The following is a 21180-nucleotide window of genomic DNA, read 5'->3' on the forward strand; positions in this document are numbered from 1 at the left end:
AGAAAAAAAAGAACTTTTTAAAGTTCTTCTAATAAACTAAATGCTATATCATCTTCATTGACAAATATGTAAGCGTCTCTCATATCTGACATTTCATAAAATAAACTTCCTGGGTAATACTTTTTTATTGTATGTTCTACATTATATTCACAATCACAATTTTTAAACATGTCAATAAGTTCATCTTTTTCAAACTTATCGACTGCTTCGTCACTTATATAAGTTTTCATTGTTTTTCCTCCATTTTTAATTATTTAATTTAATTCTTCAAACCAATAATGAAAGGCCAACGCCTCCCAATGACACCCAGCCACCCCCGTGTATCCATCATAAAAACATAGATTACGCTCACCATCACAAATCTTGTACCCAAAATAATATGGGTTGTTTGGAAATTGTTTATCATATGTATCAATATTCCTAACTTCATAATATTTTGGTAATTCATTGTAAAAAGTGTTCGTGATAAATTCGTATATATCTATATAAGCACTCCATTCATCATATGACATATCTTCTTCACCAAATGCAAATGCACGAGGGCGATCTAATGTCAATACGCCTTCTATATCATTGAGATTTATAGTTTCTTTTGTTACGATATCAAAAAACCACTTGTACCCAATATAGTTGAAGTATTTAGAAATCAAATTTATATTTTTTTGATATTCTTTTAACTCTTCTCCTTTTAATTTGAAGATATTTTTCATTAATTCTTCCTCCTTAAATTAATTTTATTTTTAATTAATAACGCCAATCAGTTAGCTTTTAATGTATGAAAAATACAACTTTTTGATGTATAGTTTAAACATTTATTGATAATTATATTGTATCTTTGTTTCTCTTAATTATCAACAAATTTTAAACATCAACCAAAGAAGAGCTTTTTTGATTGGCATTATGGTATTAAAAATAAAATGTTTATTTTTAATTTTTATGTTAAAAACCAAGATTGAATTAACCTTGGTTGCAATGATTTAAATTTGATTAGTTAAGTAGGTACTTGTAAATAATAAATACAAGCGTATCTAATCACCCGATACTATCAAGGATTTTCACCATCTCAAGCCAATCATTATTGCTATGTTATCACAACATTGCAACTACTGTTTAGGGTATTAGGAATCTAACGACTTTCTAACTCTCTAAATATATTGGTAGAGATTTGATATCAAGTATCTAATTGTCAATGAACTAATAAGAAATAATTACCCAATCTCCCAAAGTTCATTGACAATTATTGATTAATAATATATAATCGTAATTGACCTTTAGGGGTCTGGTTGGTTAATCGTTTCAGTTTTTGCGGACTTTCAACGATTAACCCTTTTTTTTTATTTCTTGTGATATTTGTAAGTTTAGGATTGATTCGATCAATCTTATCTCTCCTACCTTACAACTTAATTATACACGAATTACTTGTATTTGTCAAGTATTCCTTGTATTTTTTTGAGGATTTCTTTTTTTTATAACTTCCTTAGATTTCAAATCATCCTCAATCAATTTTTTAATATAGCCTGCTTTATTGTCTAAATTATCAAGATAATCAAGTATTTCTTTATCTTTATTTTTAGAAAATTTGATAGTGATAACTTTAGAATTTTTTTTATCACTTTTAGCATTGGCTTTTCTTTTAGCTTCACTCACCATAATATCACCTCGCTATATTTATTATAGCACAATTCAACGCTATGGTTCATAAGGCTTTTATTTGTAAGATATTGACATTTAGCTAAGTCAAGTTTTTGATCTTTTGACTTAACCTTTCCTTTACCTTACAACTATATTATACATGACAAACGCTAAAAAGTCAATACTTTTTTATAAATTATTTAATTATTTTAATGAATTATTATATATTAAATTAAATCAATTTATTAAAACGATCAAATATGGTTTGACAATTAAATAATACAAGTATATTATTAATTATAGGAGGTATTATATTATGTCTAAAGAAATTATTTTTAAATATAACAACAATAACCAATTAAAAAAAACTATTAAAGAAATAGCTTTGTATAATGATATTAAAATGTCTAGTATAGCTAACAACCTAAACATTAGCAATAGTCAATTAACAAATACTTTAAATAAAAAAAATATTAACTTTAATGATATTAAAAAGATATTAGACGTAGTTGGATATGATTTAGTGTTAGAATTTAGACCTAAAGACAACTTTAGTATCAAAAATAAATTACCTGATACAATTAGTATAAATACGAATAACAATATGGAAATCAACACAGATATTGTTGACGATGATATATTGGCATTGCTAAATGATACAATCAAATATGGCTACAGTGGTATAAACGTTGTAGATAATTGGTTGGAAAATAACGGTTACATTATAAATAGCAAGTTGTTTGATAGTGATGGTAAGATATTAGATAATGCTAGAGCGCTATTGGTTAAAGGTGTATCGTTTGGAAAAACCAACGAACTAATTAAGAAGAAAGTCTTTATTAAAGATAAGAAGTTGTAGCCTATGCTAGTATAGTCCTTTTACATGCTATAAGCTATTTATTTAACGTATAAAGGCTAAAATGATATTATAGTAGGTAAGCTAAGGTATATAGGTAATGTGGCTTAGAATGGAAATATTTGATTTATAGAGTATGTGAGTAGAGATATGATAATTGTAATAGTAGATATGCTAATGTAGTAATGTGGATATAGGATACACATAAAAACATAGAGTGATGTAAGCTACATATACAGAAAATATTATAGCAATGTACCAATATAACATATTAATGTAATATATTAATGTAGTGCTCCAATATAGTATATTAGTACTATGCTATAGTAATATTACAGTTATAGTAGATAGAGTTAGTGGGTTAGTTAGATGAATCTGGTTAATTGACTTGATATGGTTGATTGATATGGTTGGTTGGATTGGATATGTAGTGTAATTGACATAACTGTATTAATGTAATAGTACAGTAGTACAGTTGATAGTGTCAACTAATATAGTCGGTATATAGATATAATTACTACTAAAAGTAGTTTTCGATACCGTTTCTAAGCTGATACCAATTAACAACCCTATCATCAACCAGACCAACTCACCAACTCAATAAATTGTATTAAAATCAGTACAATACAATAAATAATACTGTACTACTATAAGTAGTATGGTATTTTATTTTAGATAACCCGGGGTATATCGAACTTTTCAAGCTATTTAAAACTGCTTAAAATCGCCTATCTACCCCATTTTTCTACCACACGATCACCCCAAATTTCACCGACCGATTAAAATTTACTATCCAACAACCATAAAAATCACCCTATTTTAACTTTTTCAAAAAAATACAATTTTGCATCATATTTGTCCACAAACCTATCGGTAACTTATCGGTATAACTACCTTAAATACCCCTACTTTATTACCATAATCTTCGTATATTCTAACCATAACTATCCAACCATCTAATTAGCAATTTATTGTATTTTACAATTAATCATTAAATCACCTTTTCACTTTATCCCCTAAACATCCGTATTATCTCCGAAGAACAAAAAGTTGTATATTTTGATTTAAAACCGACCTTTAAAATACCTATTTCTATCCTTATTAATATATTGACTTATTTGCGAAATTTTTCAGCATTATTAACAACATTAAAACCTAATTTACCGAATCGGTATATCCGAACCTGAAATAGTCAAATTTTAAATCCCAAAAAATCAAACTTGCAATTTTGATATATTTTTTACTTTGCTAGTTGACATCAACTTATATTTAGTGTATAGTGATTGTAGTAACGATAGCTGGATTGTTTTTCAGTCCAGTTTAAATTCAAATATATAATGTTACTTAGCAAAGTAGATATTAGCTTATTAAATCAATTTTAAGAAACGTTTTATTGATTTGTGACTATTTATACCTATTCAATTAAATGTTTCTTAGAATTAAAATATAAGCCATATTTAGATATATGACTATTTTGGTGATGACATATATATTTGATATGAATAATTACTAAATCTAATCGAAAGGAGAAATATTATGAATACAGGTTAATCTATTACAATAATTCAATCTATCTTAATTTATGATATGGTTATCTACTGTCATCCTACTCAGTAATTAACAAGATAGCAGAAAATATAATACGTCCAATCCCGAATCGAGTTTACGTCAGTAAACGACGATAAGGGTTGGCGAGCGCCGAGCACGTTAGTGCGAAGGTAAGACAAGTGAAGCGCAGCGAAACGATTCTCTTTCTGTTCTTTTTGAAAGGGTAAAAGCATTCTCTGTGCGCCCCCATATAACAATTTGTATCTATTTCATTTATTTTAAGAGGCAAGGGTACGCCAGTAACCGCCTCGAATATCTCATTTATATTGAAAGTAACAAAAAGATTATATTTGTATATTTAATTTGGCATTACATTTGAATAAAAAATATTTACTTTTTGCCAAGCGAGGTATAAAAAATATTAACCTTTTGTCTTAATTTAAGTATAAAAAATATTAACTTATTGTCAAAAAGGAGGAAATCAATAATAAAAGATCAAACAAAAAAAGATAATTTCATAATCATTCCCAAACATATTATTCAAGAAGGTGTCAAAAATAATATTTACTTAATGACTTACATTTATCTTATGTATAGAAAAAATGGCAATGACGGTGTTGAATTTTCAAAAAAATCGTATTATTCGTTTATGGGAATAAAAAAGCCACAATTAAAAAAACAAGCTGATATTATTTTGGGTGATATATTAGAAAAATACAGCAATGCAATTATTAATATTGTTGATTTGAGTTTAAACGACTTAATTAACATTAAGCTCAATGTTGTAGATAGTAAAAAAAAATTTAAGGAATTGCATCCTGAAAAAAATGTATTTAAATTTGCTAAAATATATTTTGACGAAATAGATTTAATTATTGAGCAGGAAAAAAAATCTGAATTATCAGTATCAGCAAAAAAAATATTCCTATTCTTATCCTACCATCGCCTAAAGATGATTAAAAGAAATGGCGCCTTAGTAGAAACAGCTCCTGAAATTTCATATTTTCGTATAAATGATTTATCAGAACAGATAAATATAAGTATGCGAACTATATCACGTATGCTTAAAATCTTAAGCGATATTAAAATTATCAAGACTAATCAAACAAAAACATTAAAAATCCCAGACACCACTTTTTTTATCAAGGGGTATATCATCGTGGCGGATTACCATTCTCGGGATATTAAATACTCAGCAGAAGAAAATCTCAAATATGGTGTTGAGTATGTAAATAACAAACTGAACGAAAGGAGGAAATTATAGTGCATAAAGATGATGAGTTATTTTTGGATGGATTAATAGAATCTGTAAATAACAAGTCAAGATATAAGGATTTATCCTATAAATCTGTTAATACCGCATGGAAATCGGACATATTTAAAGATGTTAAATTTTTAGCATTGGAAAATCAGATCGCATTAAATCAGCAGTTTAGAAAAATCTATACAATATTTAACAATTTAAGCAAGATGTCTGTTAGCGATATTCAAAAAGAATATTGTAAAAATAAGAGTTTCGCAAAATGTTATCCATTAGACGCAATCGAGGCTGATGCTAAATATAAAGAATTATTTAAACAAATTATAGATGCTTTAAAAGATAAAAATAAGGAAATTAAACCAAAGGAGGAAAATTAAAATAGAATTACAAGTTTTTAAAAATAATGAATTTGGCGAAGTGAGAAGTTTATTAATTAATGGAGAACCTTACTTTGTTGGAAAAGATGTATGTTTGGCATTTGGAGATACTAACCATAAAAGATCTTTATCAAAAATTGATGAGAATGATAAAGATACATATAGGGTTGATACTTCTGGAGGCAAACAAAACATGGTTATTATTAACGAAAGTGGTTTGTATTCTTTATTATTTGCCATGCAACCTCAAAAAGCCAAGGGGGTGTCACAAAACGAACCCCTTATACAGCAGCGTATTGAAAAATTACGTGAATTTAAAAGATGGGTAACTCATGATGTTTTGCCTACTATTCGTAAAACTGGAGGCTATGCTAATAATGAAGAAATTTTTGTTGAGTCATATTTTCCTGAGATGGACGAAGCCTCAAAACAATTTATGGTCAATTCACTAGTTCAAATTAAAGAGAAAAATAAACTCATACAAAAGCAAAAAGAAGAAATTGCTTATAAGGAAGAAGTTATTATCAATTTAGTTGACGATGTTTCGCTTGCTGAAAAACGTCAAGTTCTTAATCGTGTTGTTAGACATAATAAAGCTAATGCACAAAAACGATGGAATACTCTTTATCGTGAATTTGATAATAAATACCATATTAGAGTTTATAGCAGAATGGAAGCATACAATAAACACAACAAACCTAAATGCAAGAATAGAGTCGACTATATTGATAAAGTAATGGGTAAATTGCCCGAGCTTTACGAAATCGCATGTAAACTCTATGAGAACGATGTTAAAGAACTGGTACAGGAAATGTATGAGCTTAACAATATTAAAAATTAAACTAAAGGAGGATAAGGAATAGCCGTTTATTTAGATAACGCTGCTAAGAGTAAGCCTAAAAAAGAGGTCTTGGACGTTATCGTTAAATCATTACACGAAGACTGGTATAACCCCTCTTCTCTTTACCATCCTGCCCAGGAGGTAAAAAAGAAACTTGAAGATGCCAGGTCAGTGATTGCAAAAAGGGTTAATTGTAGTCCTGAAGAAATTATATTTACTTCAAGCGGTAGTGAAGCTAATAATTTAGCATTAAGATGCTATACAAACTCAGAAAATAAAGCTCATTTTATTTTAGCTGATCCTACTTCACATAAATCGGTTATCAAAAACAATTATTATTGGTCACTTGAAGTTGATAGTAATGGGGTTATTAATTTAAAATCATTAGAAAGCAAGCTTGCGAATACACATAACATACAATCTTACAAAATTGTATCAGTATGTGGAGCTAACAATGAAATTGGAACAATTCAGCCGATTAAAGAAATTTCAAAACTATGCCATAAACACGATATAATATTTCATGTTGATGCAGTTCAACTGATTGCCGATAAGAAGATTGATGTTAAAGAGCTAGGAATAGATTTAATGAGTGTATCAGGTTCTAAAATCGGATGCCCTTCTGGAATTGGTTTTCTTTATGTTAAAAAAGGTATATCTGTAACCCCTTTAATACAAGGTGAACAGGAAAAAAGTATGCGTGGTGGCACAGAAAACATACCGTATATACTTGGACTCTCAAAGGCAGTAGAATTGTTAAATTATTCAAAATCTAATCATTTAAAAAGTTTAAGAGATTATTTTATTAATAAACTCCTAATATTGCCTAATACATATCTAATTGGAGCAAATGGTAATGACAGATTATCCAATAATATAAATATCTGTTTTCATGGCATCGAAGCAGAATCACTGTTATCGTATTTAAATCTATATGAAATCTATGCATCTGGTGGTTCTGCCTGCAACAGTAAAAATTTAGAAGCAAGTCACGTTTTAAAAGCAATAAGACTGCCTGAAGACGACCTTCATAGCTGTATCAGATTTTCGTTAAACGAAGATAGTACAGTTGATGAACTTGAAGAAGCTTTTGAAGTAATTCAAAGATTCGTAATAAGACAAAATTTTTATAATGGTGGTGACGCTTCTTAGTGCCATCTATAAAAGATGGGGTATATATCCTTGGTTTAGATGCGAAGGATATATATCTAGCAAATTACAATAATGGCTGCATAGGATATAACCCAAGAAACAGTGCAGGAAATTTAAACACAGTTAAGTTTTTAAATAAGCTTGATTATTCACTTGATTTAATCAAATTGGTTGATGTTTATAAAACAACATATCGAAATAACAAGCTAACTTTCGAGGAAAACAATAAATTATACTCTCAGAGAGTTATTAATGTAAGATTTAAATACTCAGTTAAAGAATATAATCGCTATTATGGGGATGTTTGGGTTAAATTTGGATATGATTTAAATAAGGTTATAAATAAAATAGATGATCATATTTATATTGAAAATGGTGAGATTATTGCTATAGATACCAAAAAAGGTGTCAAAAATCCCCTATCAAAAAAAGAATTAGGTCGCTGGTTTCATTATAATCCACAAAAAAACAAATATTCAGTCTATGATTACAAACTTCATACAATAAAAAATGTTAGACAGTTAAGAGATGAATTATACAGCAAAGGGTTTTACTGTGATGGGATTAAATTCACAAGATTTAAGCGTTCATCTGGCTCAGCCAGAGTTGGAAAATGTTTGTTTATTGATGAACAATTGTACCCTAGAATGCATAAATGGGAATTGTGTAAACTTAAAGTTAATCAAGGAGATGAAGTTGATTTAGCAGCTCTAGAAGCCTATATAGCGCTTACTTTATCATCTATAATAGATACTATTGAAATAGATCCCAAGAGTATTCTTGTAATAAACGACTATGAAAGTGAATTTGAAGAAGATGTTATTGAAACAAGGTTAGTTAATGGAGAACTTGTTACAAAGCCAAACAGAATCACATTAAAAAATAGCATTTGGGATGGACAGTCATTGATGGATGTCTCGCTGTTTGGTAAATATGAGAACAAAGGAATGTTACTGCTAAGAAACCAGTTCTTTAAATCGTGCTGTTTTAACTGCAATATTCAAAAATGGTTCAAAGATAACGGAATAACATCATTAGACCAATTGAATGGCAAGACAATCGCTGATGATATTAGTCAGATCAAGCTAATTACTACGCCAAGCAGTATTAAATATTTAAAGTTTGGAACATTAAAAAAATGGTTAAGAGCCATCTCGCCTACTTTTGGTGTAGTTAAACATGAAAAGAAAACTCATTATTTAAATGGCAAAGTTGTAAGGTGTCATTATCAATTGATAAATTCATTACAAATGACAAAAAAAGAAGTTGAAGAATTGGTTAAACCATCATTGGAGTATCTTGATTTGATAAAAAGTGATCCAGCGGTGTTAAGACAATATATTAGGTATTCTAACGATATCAATCTCGACAATGAACCACTAATATATCAAAATGATATAACGTACAAGCTATTGGGATTAAATGATAAGTTTACTGAAACTGAAATGTACGCAATTTTAAAAAAACAAATTGTAGATTCCTATAAAAATAATCTAAGAGAAGGTCATTTATTTGTTAACGGTAACTATTCGACTATATGTGGCAATCCGATTGAAATGTTACAACATTCAATTGGAAAATTTAACGGTGAATCTCAAATAGGTGTTGGTAAAATACACACAACTAGATTCAAATACAATAAAACAATTCTTGGATCAAGAAGCCCCCACATTTGCCAATGTAATATTTGGCTACCTCTCAACTCTTCTAATAAAGAAATTGATAAATATATGAATACAACTGATGAAATAGTTTATGTAAACAGCATTAAAGAATCAACACTTGATCGTCTGAGCGGTGCGGATTAACCATAATAAGTCCGCCTTGAGTAGTAATATTCAAGTAAAAAGATTTGTGAACCTAGAAATCTAGGGTGTTTACTATTAAAATAGTAAGCTAACGAAGAATTTCCATTCATTAAAATGTTTGGATAATATCGTGCCAAGCATAAAGAGAAATCTTTATGAAGGTGTAACGACTAGTGGAAACAGCCTTAACTGGTTAGACCACGTACATTTAAGGTGAAATTCCTTATTTGGAAGCGCAAGTCAGCCCTAACGCATATTTCGAGGGCTAATGAGATAGTCTACTCCCTACTTTCAATGAAAAGTAATTTAAAATATCTGGTAACAGAGGGTGTTATGGTTTGATTCAGACACAGTAATGATTACTGATAATCCGATATTAATCAAAGCTGGAAGAAAAAATTATTCAAATTTTAAAGTATCAATAAATAATGTTGAGGCAAAAAAAATCAAAAGATATTATACAGCGAAGCAAAAATCAGATCTTGATTATAAAACTTCTAAAAATCAAATCGGAGTAATAATTAATTTATCGCAAGAACTAAATTCAAAAGTTTGGAATAAACTGAACAATGGTGGACTGATAAATGAAATTCAACAAATATATCATGATACATGTCAGTTAAATGTAATGTCAAATATAGAAATAGATGCAGCAAAAAAAGAATTTGATGTTGCAATGAGCAAAGAAATTGAGTGTATTCGAAGCAGATACAAGGAGGAAACATGGGATAATAAAACGGTTAAACCGTATTTTTTTGGAGTAATAGTAAAAAACAAAAGCTTTTACAATTGTAAAAAAATAGGTAAAAAAATCAAATATAAAAAAATGGACACTTCAATGGACTATTTGGAATGTGCTATAAACAACTGGAAACCCATAAGAAAAGAATATGGGAAAACATACTGTCATTTTTATGAAATTATTGACAAGTCATCATATGACAATAGTAAGGTTAATAGGAAGCAAATAGCTAAAATTATGTCAGAAATTAGGAAATTCGATTCAACAACCAAATATTTATTTTCAAAAACAAATTTTGATCATAGTATAAAAACAGCTTATTATCTTATACAAAGAGAAAAAGTAATAAGATTTATTGGTCAGCTAAAATTAAATAAAAGTACCATAATTTATATCTTAAAAAAATTTGACACCGATGAATATAGAAAATATTATAAAACATTGTTTAAGGTTCTTTTTGGTTATCCCAATTTAAGTTTTTATGAAGCTATAAAAAAAAGCAAGCTTCCTATTGAAGATTTACATGAAAGCGAAGATGGTAAAATAAATATTTTAGGCTATATTTTTTCAAAAAAATGCAATTTTTAGAGATATTTTCACAAATCGCAAAAAAAATACGTGCTTAAAACTCGGAATTTTACGAAAAAAACTTAACTTTCAAATTCTGAAGAGGTATGGTAAGGAGTAAGAAACTCTATCCCAAAAGTGCTTTTTTACGCCCTTTTATGAATAAAAGGAGTAAAATTTTGAAAGAATCATTAAGAAAAAAGCCTGATGAGGGCAAATATCAATACATCTGGCGTATAGGTCAGTATGTTGATAGTGGGGTTTTACCTCACTGGAAACATATATCAGAAGATATTAATCGTGAATTGGGTGTTCCAGAAGATGAATTTCTTTCGGAATCTGCCTATCGCAAGATGTATCAAAGTGCAAAAAAATTTTATGATGAAGGAATTTTTAGTGACAGAGAAAATGAAAGCAGTATTAATGAATTAAATATTTTAAAAAGAGAACTGCAAAAAGAAAGAGTAAAGTTACAGACTGAAAAAAATGAATACAACAAATGGCTACGAGAAGAAGCTAGAGATGAATTGTTATTAGAAAAATTTATTGAATCTGTAAAATCCTTAAAAACATCTTTTGTTCCAGATTATATTGAACCAAAACATAACAGCAAAGGTTATTTATTATGTTTTGGTGATGAGCATTTTGGTGCAGAATTTGAAATTAGAGGCTTATTCAATGAAATAATCAATTCCTATAGTCCAGAAATATTTGAAGATAGAATGATTGAATTATTTAACCAAACTTTGGAAATTATTAAAAAAGATAATATAGACACTCTTCATATTTTTTCTATGGGTGATTTTAGTGATGGAATTTTAAGAGTATCACAATTAATGAAACTTCGATATGGAATAGTTGACAGTACTATTAAATACAATAATTTTATTTGCACATGGTTGGAAAAATTAACCAACTATGTAAGAGTTGAATTTCACACTGTAGTTCAAGCAAATCATACTGAGCTAAGAATGTTATCTCAGCCTAAAGGAACCTTTGTTAATGACAATGTGTCAAAATTTTTATTAGAATTTATCAAAATTAGATTGGAAAATAACAAAAATTTTAAACTGCATACCAATCCAACAGGATACATCTATGCGACCATAGCAGGAAGCACTCTTTTTGGAATTCATGGAGAAGTTAAAAATATGGAAAAAGCTATGAAAGACTATTCTAAAATATATAATACTAATATTGATTATTTGATCGGAGGACATTTACATCACACAAAAGTGGAAGAAGTTGGTAAAAACAGTGAAGTAATTAATATACCTAGTATTATAGGGATTGATTCCTATTCTATGTCATTGCGAAAATCTTCTGATTCTGCTGCCAAACTAATAGTTTTTGAAGAAAATAAAGGTAAAGTTTGCGAATATACTTTAAAACTTTCCTGTCAATCATAAAAAAGCACAAAAAAAATAATATCGGCAAAACGCCAGAAAAAAAAGAATAAAAGGAGAAAAAGTGAATATTGAATAAAGAAATTTTAATTGCAAAAATTTGCAACAAAGTAGATGGATGCACAAAAGACGAGGTTAAAATTATTTTTGATGCTGTAATTGAAAGCATTAGAGAAACAATCGTTGAATTTGGTAAAATAAAAATTAGAGGATTTGGAGTTTTTGAAGTTAAAAACTATAAAGAGCGAATTGGAACTCATCCAAAAACTAATCAAAAAATTGTCGTTCCTTCATTTAACACAATAAAATTTAAATGTAGCAATATATTTAAGTCAGAGGTAAATCAATAGTGAATGATGTCTATGATTTTAAAAGCGAAGAATTGACTCAAGAAATATTATTTGAGAACAAAGCGGACTTTCTTATATCGTTAAGTAAATTATGTGATAATTTAAGAAAATATGAGTTTGTTGCAATTTATACAACAAATGAATTTACAAAATGGTTATTGGAAACATATGATATTGAAGTTGATGAATTATATTCAGAAGATGATTTTTGCATAGTAACAATAGCTTATGATGGAAATATCATTGTTGAACCAACAGTAAATGACAATATAATTACATTATCATCAGCAACATTAACGATATTTGATGCTACATGCCCTACTCGATTTTTAAAAGCCCTAGAAAACAACGAAGAAAATATATTAATTTATGATTTCGAGAAGGAGCTTTAAGCAGTTATAAAACTGCTTTTTATTATGCCTAAAAATAACAAAATTGTATCCAAAAAAGAATATAGATGTTGCAAATGTGGTAAAACAACTAAAAAAGCAGACGATTTTTCAAAGGTGCAAAATCCACTATACGAAGGGTTAGATGGACGTTTGCCTATCTGTAAAAGCTGTTTAAACAAATTATATATAAAATATCTTGAGTCATACAACGATCACTACAAAGCAATTAAGCGCATTTGTCAGTTGTATGATTTTTATTACACAGAATCTATTGCTAATAATGTAAAAGATTGTGATCTAAAGACAATGGTTACACGCTATTTGTCTAAAATGAATTTAAATCAGTTTTTTGATAAAACATATGATGATACTTTAAAGGACGAAGAAAAAGCACAAAAACTAAAAGAAGAATTGTCAAAAAAAAATATTGATAAAAAAAATGAAGATGTAAAAAAAAATAATTCAGCTAATGAGTTAACTGAAGATGATACAAATACTATAGCTGAAGTTGCAAACATATTTGGAGTTTTTAATTTAAATTTAGAAGACTCAAAAATTTTAAAATACTTATACAATGATTGGATGGTGAAAACTGGAGCATCATCAATCGTTCAAAGAGAAACAATAAAAAATATCTGTTGGGATATTTTTAATATAACTAAAGCTAGAGAAAAAGGAAATCCTACTAAAACATATGAAGAATCGTTAATAAAAAATATTGAATTTGGTGGCTGGAAACCAGACACTAAAAATGAAAGTCTATCAAAAGAGACTTTTGGAACATGGATAAAAAAATATGAAATGGATAAGCCAATAGAGGAATATAAAGATAAAAGTTATTTAAAAGAGTTAGTTGAAGTTTATATGTTAGGTCACTTATCTAAATCTGTTGGAATCAAAAATGTATATGTAAAACAATATGATGAACATATGAAAAAATATACAGTTGAAAATTCAGTTGAAGAAAACAAGCTTAAAAAGAATATTCACGACAAATTGTTTGGATAGTGAATAATTATGATAGTTGACAAGTTTGAAATTAAAACAGATTTAGAGATTCAAATAGAAAAAGAAGAAAAGTTTCTTAAAGTTATAGGCGACTTAACCAGTTATTTTAGAGAATACCCTCATTTATTTGCAAAATATTATTTAAACATTGAATTGAGACCTTTTCAAGAAATAGTTTTATATCAAATGTTTCATAACAATCATGTGAACCTCAATGCTTGTAGAGGGTTGGGTAAAAGCTGGTTAATTGCTGTGTATGCAGTAATTAAATGTATTCTATATCCAGGGTCAAAAGTGTGTGTTACAAGCAGTAAGTTAAAGCAAGCAGTAGAAGTTTTAAAAAAAATTTCAAACGAACTTTGTCTCAAACAAGGTTTTGGTTCAGAATTGCTTAATGCAGAAATAAAAAAAATACTATTAAATGGAGAAGACCCTCAAATAATTTTTCATAATGGTTCTTTTATTTATGCTGTTGCTGCAAATAAAAACGCAAGATCAAAACGGTCAACAGATAATATATATGACGAATTTGTTCAAATGGATCCCACAATTATCAATGATGTTCTTGAACCGTTTTTAACCTCGAAAAGACAGCCTGGTTTTATTAACAACGCTAAATATGCTAATGATGTAGAGGAAAATAGTGAATTTTATTTAAGTTCTGCATGGTATCAAAGTGAATGGAGCTTCGGGCGTGTTCAAGACTATATTGAGAACATGTTATTGGGAGATAGTTATTTTAGTTGCTCTCTCCCCTATCAATTATCAATAGAAAGCGGTCTTTTGTCTCCAAGTAGAATAAAAGCGGTATATAAAAAAAGAAATTTTGATCCAATTAAATTTGCTATGGAGTATGAAGCTATATGGTTTGGATCAAGTGGCAGCGAGTTCTTCTCTTATGAAGATATAAAACCAAGATGTATTTTAAATGATTCTTTGCCTATACCAGATAATGTTATGCTAAATAAATCGAAAGTTCCAGAGCCTAAATTTAATGAACGCAGAATTTTATCATTAGATGTAGCGTTAATGGCTTCAAATGGAAATAAAAATAATGATGCTGCATGTATTATTATCAACGATGCAATAATGGATAATAGTTATACATATAATGCAAATATTAGATTTGTAGAGACTTTTGAAGGATTAAGAACAGAAGAACTTGGTTCTATAGCAATGGAATACTACTACAAATACAAATGTACAGATATTGTAGTTGATGCACGAGGCAATGGACAAGGTGTAATAGACCATATAACAAAAGAGCAACACGATAGACATACTGGAGAAATACTAATTCCTTTTAAAGCAGTAAATGATGTCGAGTGGGCAAACAGATGTAAATCTGATACATACACCAAGAGTTTATGGATAATTAACGGTTCTCCAAAGCTCAATGATGAAGCGAACAATTATGTTAGAAATGGATTTTTAAACAACAAACTTAGTCTGTTGATAAGTGAATATGACTGTTATAACTATTTAATTGAAACAGTTCCAGGATTTGAAAACAAAAATGATAAAATTCAATTAAATTATCAAAAACCATATATCGAGACTGCGTTAATGATCAATGAAATGATAAATCTTGAATGGGAATTAGTTGGCGTATATGTAAAAGTAGAAGAAAAATCAGGTATGCGAAAAGATAGGTATTCCAGTTTGGCATACAATATATGGGTAATGAAACAACTGGAATTTAGATTAGAACCTGAACTTGAAGAAGATATAGAATTTGATGATTTGCCATTTAGACAGCCCAATTTGGGTATAAGTGAAGGGTATTGTTAATAAGAAAGGAGGACATGTGGAAACAAATAATGTAACTGCCGAATTTGACGAAAAAACTCAAAAAATGATAGACGATTATATTCAGACCAAATTTGATGAACGTGATCGGATTGAAGCGGACGAGGTTTTGTTTGAAAATGAAATAAAAAAACTTTATACGTCTAAAGTAATTTTAAACGAGATAGAAGCTGCTGGATATGAACATATTTTTTTCACTAAGTTTAAGAAAAAAGATATTTTAATGTGGTTGGAAAATCCATCTAGATTTCAACATCAATTGAGAAGTGTATCAATGTTCCTCTACAATGTATCTAATCATTATAAAAGGTTGATAAAATATTTTAGTAGTACTGCAATGTTTGCAATGGTTCTAAAACCTAGAGGTCTAGATACAGCTAAAGCAAATGTTATTAGGGTTCGCAGTGATTACAATAAAACAAGTAATATGTTAATCAACATGAATTTAAAACATGAGTTTTTAAAACTTATAGATGTAGTATTTAGAGAAGAGATATTTTATGGATATGTATATGAAACCAAAGATTCTTTTTATATAAGAAAATTACCCGTTAGATATTGTCATGTTAGAGCAGTTGAAGATGGTACACGTGTAGTATCTTTTGACTTTTCATATTTTGACAGATATAAAAACAGGTTAAATATGTATGGTTCTTTTTTTAAAGATGGATATAAAAAATACCGCTCAAATAGAAAATTGAAATGGCAGGATATTCCAAGCGGTGACGGTATTTGTATAAAATTTGATGAATCAATCGATTATAGTATCCCGCCATTTGCTGGCGTATTTAGTTGTTTATATGATTTGGAGGATTATAAAAACTTAAAAAAGAATAAAGAAAAATTAAATAATTATAAGTTGATTTCATTAAAAATTCCCGTTGATGACAACGGTAAGTTTAAAATACCAGAAAAAAAAGTTATTCAATACTATAAAATGATTGATGCAAGGCTTCCAGAAAATATCGGTATTGCATTAACCCCTATGGATTTAATGGAACATACATTTGAGAGAGCTGGACAAGCCAATACAAATGCTGTGGCTGAAGCATTAGAACAATATTGGGGCGCATCAGGAGTTAGTTCTCTTTTATTTTCATCTGATAAATCTGGTACAACAGCATTAAAATCTAGTATTTTGGTTGATTCAGCTTTACTTTTCCCTATATACAGACAACTAGAACGTTGGTTAAATTATAGATTGAAAAAAATGCCAACTGAATATAAGTTTAGGGTTCAAATATTAAATGTAACTGAGCTTACTTATGACAGTATACTTGAAAGATATATGAAAACTGTTAATTTGGGAATTGGCATATCTGAGTTGATGGCATTACTAGGATACGAGTTTAATGATGTTGATAATATGCTTTATCTGGAACATGATGTATTGGATTTACACAATAGACTAAAACCTTTACAGAGTTCTTATACTCAAAGTAGTAATAGTAATTCTAATAGTGAAGGTCGTCCAAAAAACAAAGATGGAGAACTTGAAATTGAAGGAGAAAACACTCGTGTTAAAAGAGACAGAAACGAATAGGATGATTTGAAAAATGAGTAAAAAATTTTTATACAGTGATACCCCTCAAACTATTGAATTATTAAAACAATCATATGAAGTTTTTCTTGAAAACGATAATGGTTGTTATTTTATTAACAACCCTGGTGAAGTTGAGTTTGATAATTCGTTAGTTTGCGACAATGTGATATACACAAATTCAATTTCATTGGAGTTGTAAAAATGAATAATAATGAAAATATGTTACTTGACGTAGAATTTGAAGTAGATAAGAGTTTTGATTCGAAAAAGTTTTTAAAATTAAAATTAAGGATAATGCATGACGGAAAAGCAGCTCATAAAATAAGTTTCTTACCAGACTCGTTAAAAGAAGCTGAAAACACCTTATATAACTCCCCTATTTTAGCTAATGTTATTTTTGACGATAAGAATCAACCTCAGTTTTCTTCTCATGATAAACATATCGAAAAGGATTATGCGGGAAATGTAAGAATAATCTACGACGAAATTCCAATTGGAGTAATTACTGAAAGTAGTACTTATGAAATAAAAAAGGAATCTGGTCGAAATTATGTTTATGCTGAAGCATATATTTGGAAAAGGTATTCAAATTATGCTTTGGATATTATAAATAGAGATAAAAATATTAAACTGTCTGCTGAGATTCAGATATTGGATTTTTACATTGATAAAAAAACTAATTATAAAGTTGTAAAAAAATTTAAATACGATGGTATTACACTATTGGGAAATCACAGAAATCCAGGAATGAAAAACGCTCAAGCTACTATAGAATTTGACAATTCTAAAATTGACAAAAAAGAATATATGATTGCTATTATGAATGAATTAAAACAATGTCTTCATGATTTTGATAATAAAAATAGCAAAGAAGGAGGAGACAAAATCTTGCAAGTAGAAAAAAATAAAACGGATGAAAATCAGGAAAATAAAATTACTGATACTATTACTGTTAAAGACAGTATAGAATTCGAACTAACAGCAAACGAAGTTCGTAAAGCCATATGTGATGCGGTAAGAGGTTTAAGTGTAAATTCTACTAGTTATATTTGGCTAAATGATTATGATAGTAAATATTTGTACTTAAACAAAGAACAAAAAATTAATGGTGTTTATACAACAAACCATTTAAGACGCAGTTATACTTTGAATGATGGTAAAGTTACTATTGGTGATGATGAAATAGAAACAGTTAATAAGATTTTAACTATTGATGAATGGAACACATTGGAAACCGAGCGTAAAAAACAAGATATTGAATTTGATGAATTAAAAGCATTTAAAGTAAACACTGTTAAAGCTCAACGTAAAGCTCAGTTGGATGTATTGTTTGATAAATTTGATAGTTCACTAAAAGACGTTAAAGAGTATGTTGAGTTAAAAAAAAATAATGTGGATTTTGATTTGAAAACAATTGAAGAAAAATGTTTTGCGTTATTTGGTAGAACTAAATTAGAATCAAGTGTAAATTTTGATGAAAGCAATAATGGTAAAAACAGCGATGGTAACAAAATTGAAGTAGTTGTCACTGGTGCTGATGCCGAATTTGAAGATGATTCTCAAAATGATTACTTGGGCGGATATTTGAATAAATATTACAATAAATAACAATTAAATAAAACAATAATTTTAATGAGCCATGCATACGTGTGGCTCTTTTTTGATTTTAAAAAAAACAGGAGGAAAAATAATGGCTGAAAAATATGCTGTTGTAGATAGACAGTTAGTAGCTGCCGAATGGGATGGCTCTAAAAGAATTGCAATTGAAATTGACGAAAATATGCAAAACGGATCTGTCGTATTAATTGATAATCGTGTTGAAGGTGAAATGAACTTATTTACTGTAAAAACACCTGCTGCTAATACACCTATTGAAAAGATTGGTTTTGTAGCATCACCAGAAGTATGGGCAGATGAAAGAAAGCGTAACATGAGTGACTTTATTAATATTAAAGGCACAATTGGAAATGCAGATATTTTAGAAAAAGGAAATGTCGTTGCAATGACTAAAGAAGGATTTGACGGAGAACCTGTTGTAGGAAAATTCGTTGAATTACAAGCCTCAAGAAAACTAAAAGTTGTTGACACACCAACAAGTGGTTCAACAGTTTTTGGAAAGATTATTGATCTATACAACGATAAGTATGGAATTGAATTTGGTAAGGAGGATTAATTAAGTGAATAACAGAGATAAAATTGTTGAATTAGCTACTGGTATGATTACTGGAACTTGCCCAGAAGAATTTTCAGATACACGTACTAACTCAAAAGCATTAAGAGACATGTTTATTGAAGCAAATGGTGGATCAAACAAACTTTCTTATAAGAATTTTTATAAAGGTAGTGCCTGCTTTGATATTATCCAAGAGATTATCCCTATAATTGTTCATGAAGGATTTACTGGTAATGAATTTTGGACTAATTTAGTTGAATATAGAAATATTGCCTTGGGTGATGATTTAGAATTTATTACTGAAGACAAAACCGATTTCATTGTATCGGATTTATCATACGGCACAGCTGGAATTAGACGTCAAAGATTGGGTAAAAGTGAGTCATATACTATTCAAACACGTTTAAAAGGTATTAAAATTTATGATGAGTTCAAACGTTTCTTAGCAGGACGAGTTGATTTCGATAAGTTTGTTCAAAAAGTTGCAAAAGCAATGTTAGATAGATTGAATGAAGATATTTATAATGCGTTTGTTGGTGTTACTGCAAGTACGAGAGGTTTGTCTTCTAAATATGTAATTACAGGAACAAACGACGAGGAAGAAGTATTAGAATTAGCTGAACACGTTTCTGCTGCCAATGATGGGGCAAAAGTTGTTATTTTAGGAACTAAGAAAGCATTGAGAGGTTTGTCTTCTGCTAATCTTTCTGATCAAGCCAAAACAGATTTATACAACTTAGGTTATTATGGTAATTTCTTTGGACACGAATGTGTATTCATGCCTCAAAGACATAAGGCTGGAACTGATGAATTTATGTTCGATGATAAGAAATTGTATATAATTCCAGTTGGAATGGATAAACCTATTAAAGTGGTAAACATGGGTGTAGGTTACATCTTTGATGAAACTGTAGGAAATCCAACTACCGGAGATTTTACTAATAATTATACATATGCTCAAGATTATGGAGTAGGTTTGGCATTTAATGCTAAAATGGGATTCTATACTCAAGCGTAATGAAATATATCAGGGTTATTCATTAGCCCTGATATTATAAAATTGGAATAAAAGGAGATAATAATGACAAAAGAAACAAAAAATGACAATACATCTAAGTCTACAAAAAATAAAGAAAATAAAAAAACAAGTGAAAAAAAAACCGAAGTAATTCAGGAAAATCAAACTGATGAGTTAAAAGAAAACAATACATCTAAAACGAATAAATCTAAGCCAAAACTTAAATTGATAGATGATATGGTTTTAAATGTAGAATCAACAACTTTTGGAACTCTAATTTTTGCTAATAGTAAGAATGGTGACAAAGTTAAGTGGATGCATGAAGGCGATATTCAACAGATCTCAGTTGAGAGTGTTCGTTTTATGAAATCTAATCAAATTAGATTTTTTGAAAAAAATTGGGTTCGTTTAATCAGTATTGCTGATGATGGTTATGATAAATATACATCTAAGGATATTTACGAAGCTTTAATGCTTCAAAAATATATTAAGAACAGCGAACTAGATATAGAAGACTTGATTTTAAATCATCCAGATAAAATCAATTATTATATTGAAAAAATGGGTAACACTTTTAAAACATCAGTAACCGTTAAATGTAATGATATGATTGACTCTCAAAAGTTAGACAGTTTTTCACTAATTCGAAAACTTGAAGGAATTTTAAACTGTGAATTAAGAAATTTAGAAAACTAGG

General features: G+C 28.9%; 21 protein-coding genes. 18 read left to right on the forward strand and 3 right to left on the reverse strand.

The genetic code is table 11. The annotated features are described in order from the left end of the window. Nucleotides 1–17: 17 nt before the first annotated feature. The 3 genes from BMW96_RS00650 to BMW96_RS00660 form a co-directional block, all read right to left on the reverse strand. Nucleotides 18–230 carry a hypothetical protein gene (locus tag BMW96_RS00650; protein ID WP_092351438.1) on the reverse strand — a complete coding sequence of 71 codons (213 nt, stop codon included), beginning with the start codon at nucleotides 228–230 and terminating at the stop codon, nucleotides 18–20. Between the two features lie 24 nt (nucleotides 231–254). Continuing rightward, nucleotides 255–710: a hypothetical protein gene (locus tag BMW96_RS00655; protein WP_092351440.1), complete on the reverse strand. Its 456-nt coding sequence runs from the start codon at nucleotides 708–710 to the stop codon at nucleotides 255–257. Nucleotides 711–1428: 718 nt separating this feature from the next. Continuing rightward, a complete protein-coding gene (locus BMW96_RS00660) occupies nucleotides 1429–1647 on the reverse strand; it encodes a hypothetical protein (protein ID WP_143050689.1) in 219 nt (72 codons plus the stop codon). Nucleotides 1648–1948: 301 nt separating this feature from the next. On the opposite strand from BMW96_RS00660, the gene BMW96_RS00665 reads away from it, so the two are divergent. From BMW96_RS00665 to BMW96_RS00750, 18 genes are all read left to right on the forward strand, one after another. Continuing rightward, nucleotides 1949–2491, forward strand: a complete 543-nt coding sequence (locus BMW96_RS00665) for a hypothetical protein (protein WP_092351444.1) — start codon at nucleotides 1949–1951, stop codon at nucleotides 2489–2491. A 2134-nt stretch (nucleotides 2492–4625) separates the two neighbouring features. Further along, nucleotides 4626–5300, forward strand: coding sequence for a hypothetical protein (locus BMW96_RS00670; RefSeq protein WP_143050690.1), 675 nt, complete (start codon nucleotides 4626–4628; stop codon nucleotides 5298–5300). Then, nucleotides 5300–5674 carry a hypothetical protein gene (locus BMW96_RS00675; protein WP_092351448.1) on the forward strand — a complete coding sequence of 125 codons (375 nt, stop codon included), beginning with the start codon at nucleotides 5300–5302 and terminating at the stop codon, nucleotides 5672–5674. Before BMW96_RS00670 ends, BMW96_RS00675 begins: the two co-directional genes overlap by 1 nt. Nucleotides 5675–5714: 40 nt before the next feature. Next, entirely contained in the window at nucleotides 5715–6515 is an 801-nt protein-coding gene (locus tag BMW96_RS00680; RefSeq protein ID WP_157796127.1) for a BRO-N domain-containing protein, read from the forward strand. Between the two features lie 18 nt (nucleotides 6516–6533). Further along, on the forward strand, nucleotides 6534–7667 hold the full coding sequence (locus BMW96_RS00685; RefSeq protein ID WP_092351452.1) for a cysteine desulfurase family protein: 1134 nt from the start codon (nucleotides 6534–6536) through the stop codon (nucleotides 7665–7667). After that, nucleotides 7667–9475 (forward strand): hypothetical protein, encoded by a 1809-nt coding sequence (locus tag BMW96_RS00690; RefSeq protein ID WP_092351454.1) that lies wholly within the window; start codon nucleotides 7667–7669, stop codon nucleotides 9473–9475. Before BMW96_RS00685 ends, BMW96_RS00690 begins: the two co-directional genes overlap by 1 nt. 328 nt (nucleotides 9476–9803) lie before the next feature. Beyond that, nucleotides 9804–10805: a hypothetical protein gene (locus tag BMW96_RS00695; RefSeq protein ID WP_092351456.1), complete on the forward strand. Its 1002-nt coding sequence runs from the start codon at nucleotides 9804–9806 to the stop codon at nucleotides 10803–10805. A 158-nt stretch (nucleotides 10806–10963) separates the two neighbouring features. Next, nucleotides 10964–12193 (forward strand): hypothetical protein, encoded by a 1230-nt coding sequence (locus BMW96_RS00700; RefSeq protein WP_092351458.1) that lies wholly within the window; start codon nucleotides 10964–10966, stop codon nucleotides 12191–12193. A 68-nt stretch (nucleotides 12194–12261) separates the two neighbouring features. Further along, nucleotides 12262–12540, forward strand: coding sequence for an HU family DNA-binding protein (locus tag BMW96_RS00705; protein WP_157796128.1), 279 nt, complete (start codon nucleotides 12262–12264; stop codon nucleotides 12538–12540). After that, nucleotides 12540–12932, forward strand: a complete 393-nt coding sequence (locus BMW96_RS00710) for a hypothetical protein (RefSeq protein ID WP_092351462.1) — start codon at nucleotides 12540–12542, stop codon at nucleotides 12930–12932. The genes BMW96_RS00705 and BMW96_RS00710 overlap by 1 nt, the downstream gene beginning before the upstream one ends. A 24-nt stretch (nucleotides 12933–12956) precedes the next feature. Further along, nucleotides 12957–13940 carry a hypothetical protein gene (locus BMW96_RS00715; protein ID WP_092351464.1) on the forward strand — a complete coding sequence of 328 codons (984 nt, stop codon included), beginning with the start codon at nucleotides 12957–12959 and terminating at the stop codon, nucleotides 13938–13940. 9 nt (nucleotides 13941–13949) lie between these two features. Next, a complete protein-coding gene (locus tag BMW96_RS00720) occupies nucleotides 13950–15731 on the forward strand; it encodes a hypothetical protein (RefSeq protein WP_092351466.1) in 1782 nt (593 codons plus the stop codon). 16 nt (nucleotides 15732–15747) lie between these two features. Beyond that, nucleotides 15748–17292, forward strand: a complete 1545-nt coding sequence (locus BMW96_RS00725; protein WP_092351468.1) for a hypothetical protein — start codon at nucleotides 15748–15750, stop codon at nucleotides 17290–17292. 13 nt (nucleotides 17293–17305) lie between these two features. Next, entirely contained in the window at nucleotides 17306–17491 is a 186-nt protein-coding gene (locus BMW96_RS00730) for a hypothetical protein (protein WP_092351470.1), read from the forward strand. 2 nt (nucleotides 17492–17493) lie between these two features. Continuing rightward, nucleotides 17494–18900: a hypothetical protein gene (locus tag BMW96_RS00735; protein ID WP_092351472.1), complete on the forward strand. Its 1407-nt coding sequence runs from the start codon at nucleotides 17494–17496 to the stop codon at nucleotides 18898–18900. Between the two features lie 82 nt (nucleotides 18901–18982). Continuing rightward, a complete protein-coding gene (locus BMW96_RS00740; protein ID WP_092351475.1) occupies nucleotides 18983–19465 on the forward strand; it encodes a hypothetical protein in 483 nt (160 codons plus the stop codon). Nucleotides 19466–19469: 4 nt separating this feature from the next. Next, complete coding sequence (locus BMW96_RS00745) at nucleotides 19470–20483, forward strand: hypothetical protein (protein WP_092351477.1); 1014 nt, start codon at nucleotides 19470–19472, stop codon at nucleotides 20481–20483. Nucleotides 20484–20546: 63 nt separating this feature from the next. Next, on the forward strand, nucleotides 20547–21179 hold the full coding sequence (locus BMW96_RS00750; protein WP_092351479.1) for a hypothetical protein: 633 nt from the start codon (nucleotides 20547–20549) through the stop codon (nucleotides 21177–21179). Nucleotide 21180: the final 1 nt, after the last annotated feature.

The sequence above is a fragment of the Thomasclavelia cocleata genome, assembly GCF_900102365.1.
Taxonomy (GTDB): Bacteria; Bacillota_I; Bacilli_A; order Erysipelotrichales; family Coprobacillaceae; genus Thomasclavelia; species Thomasclavelia cocleata.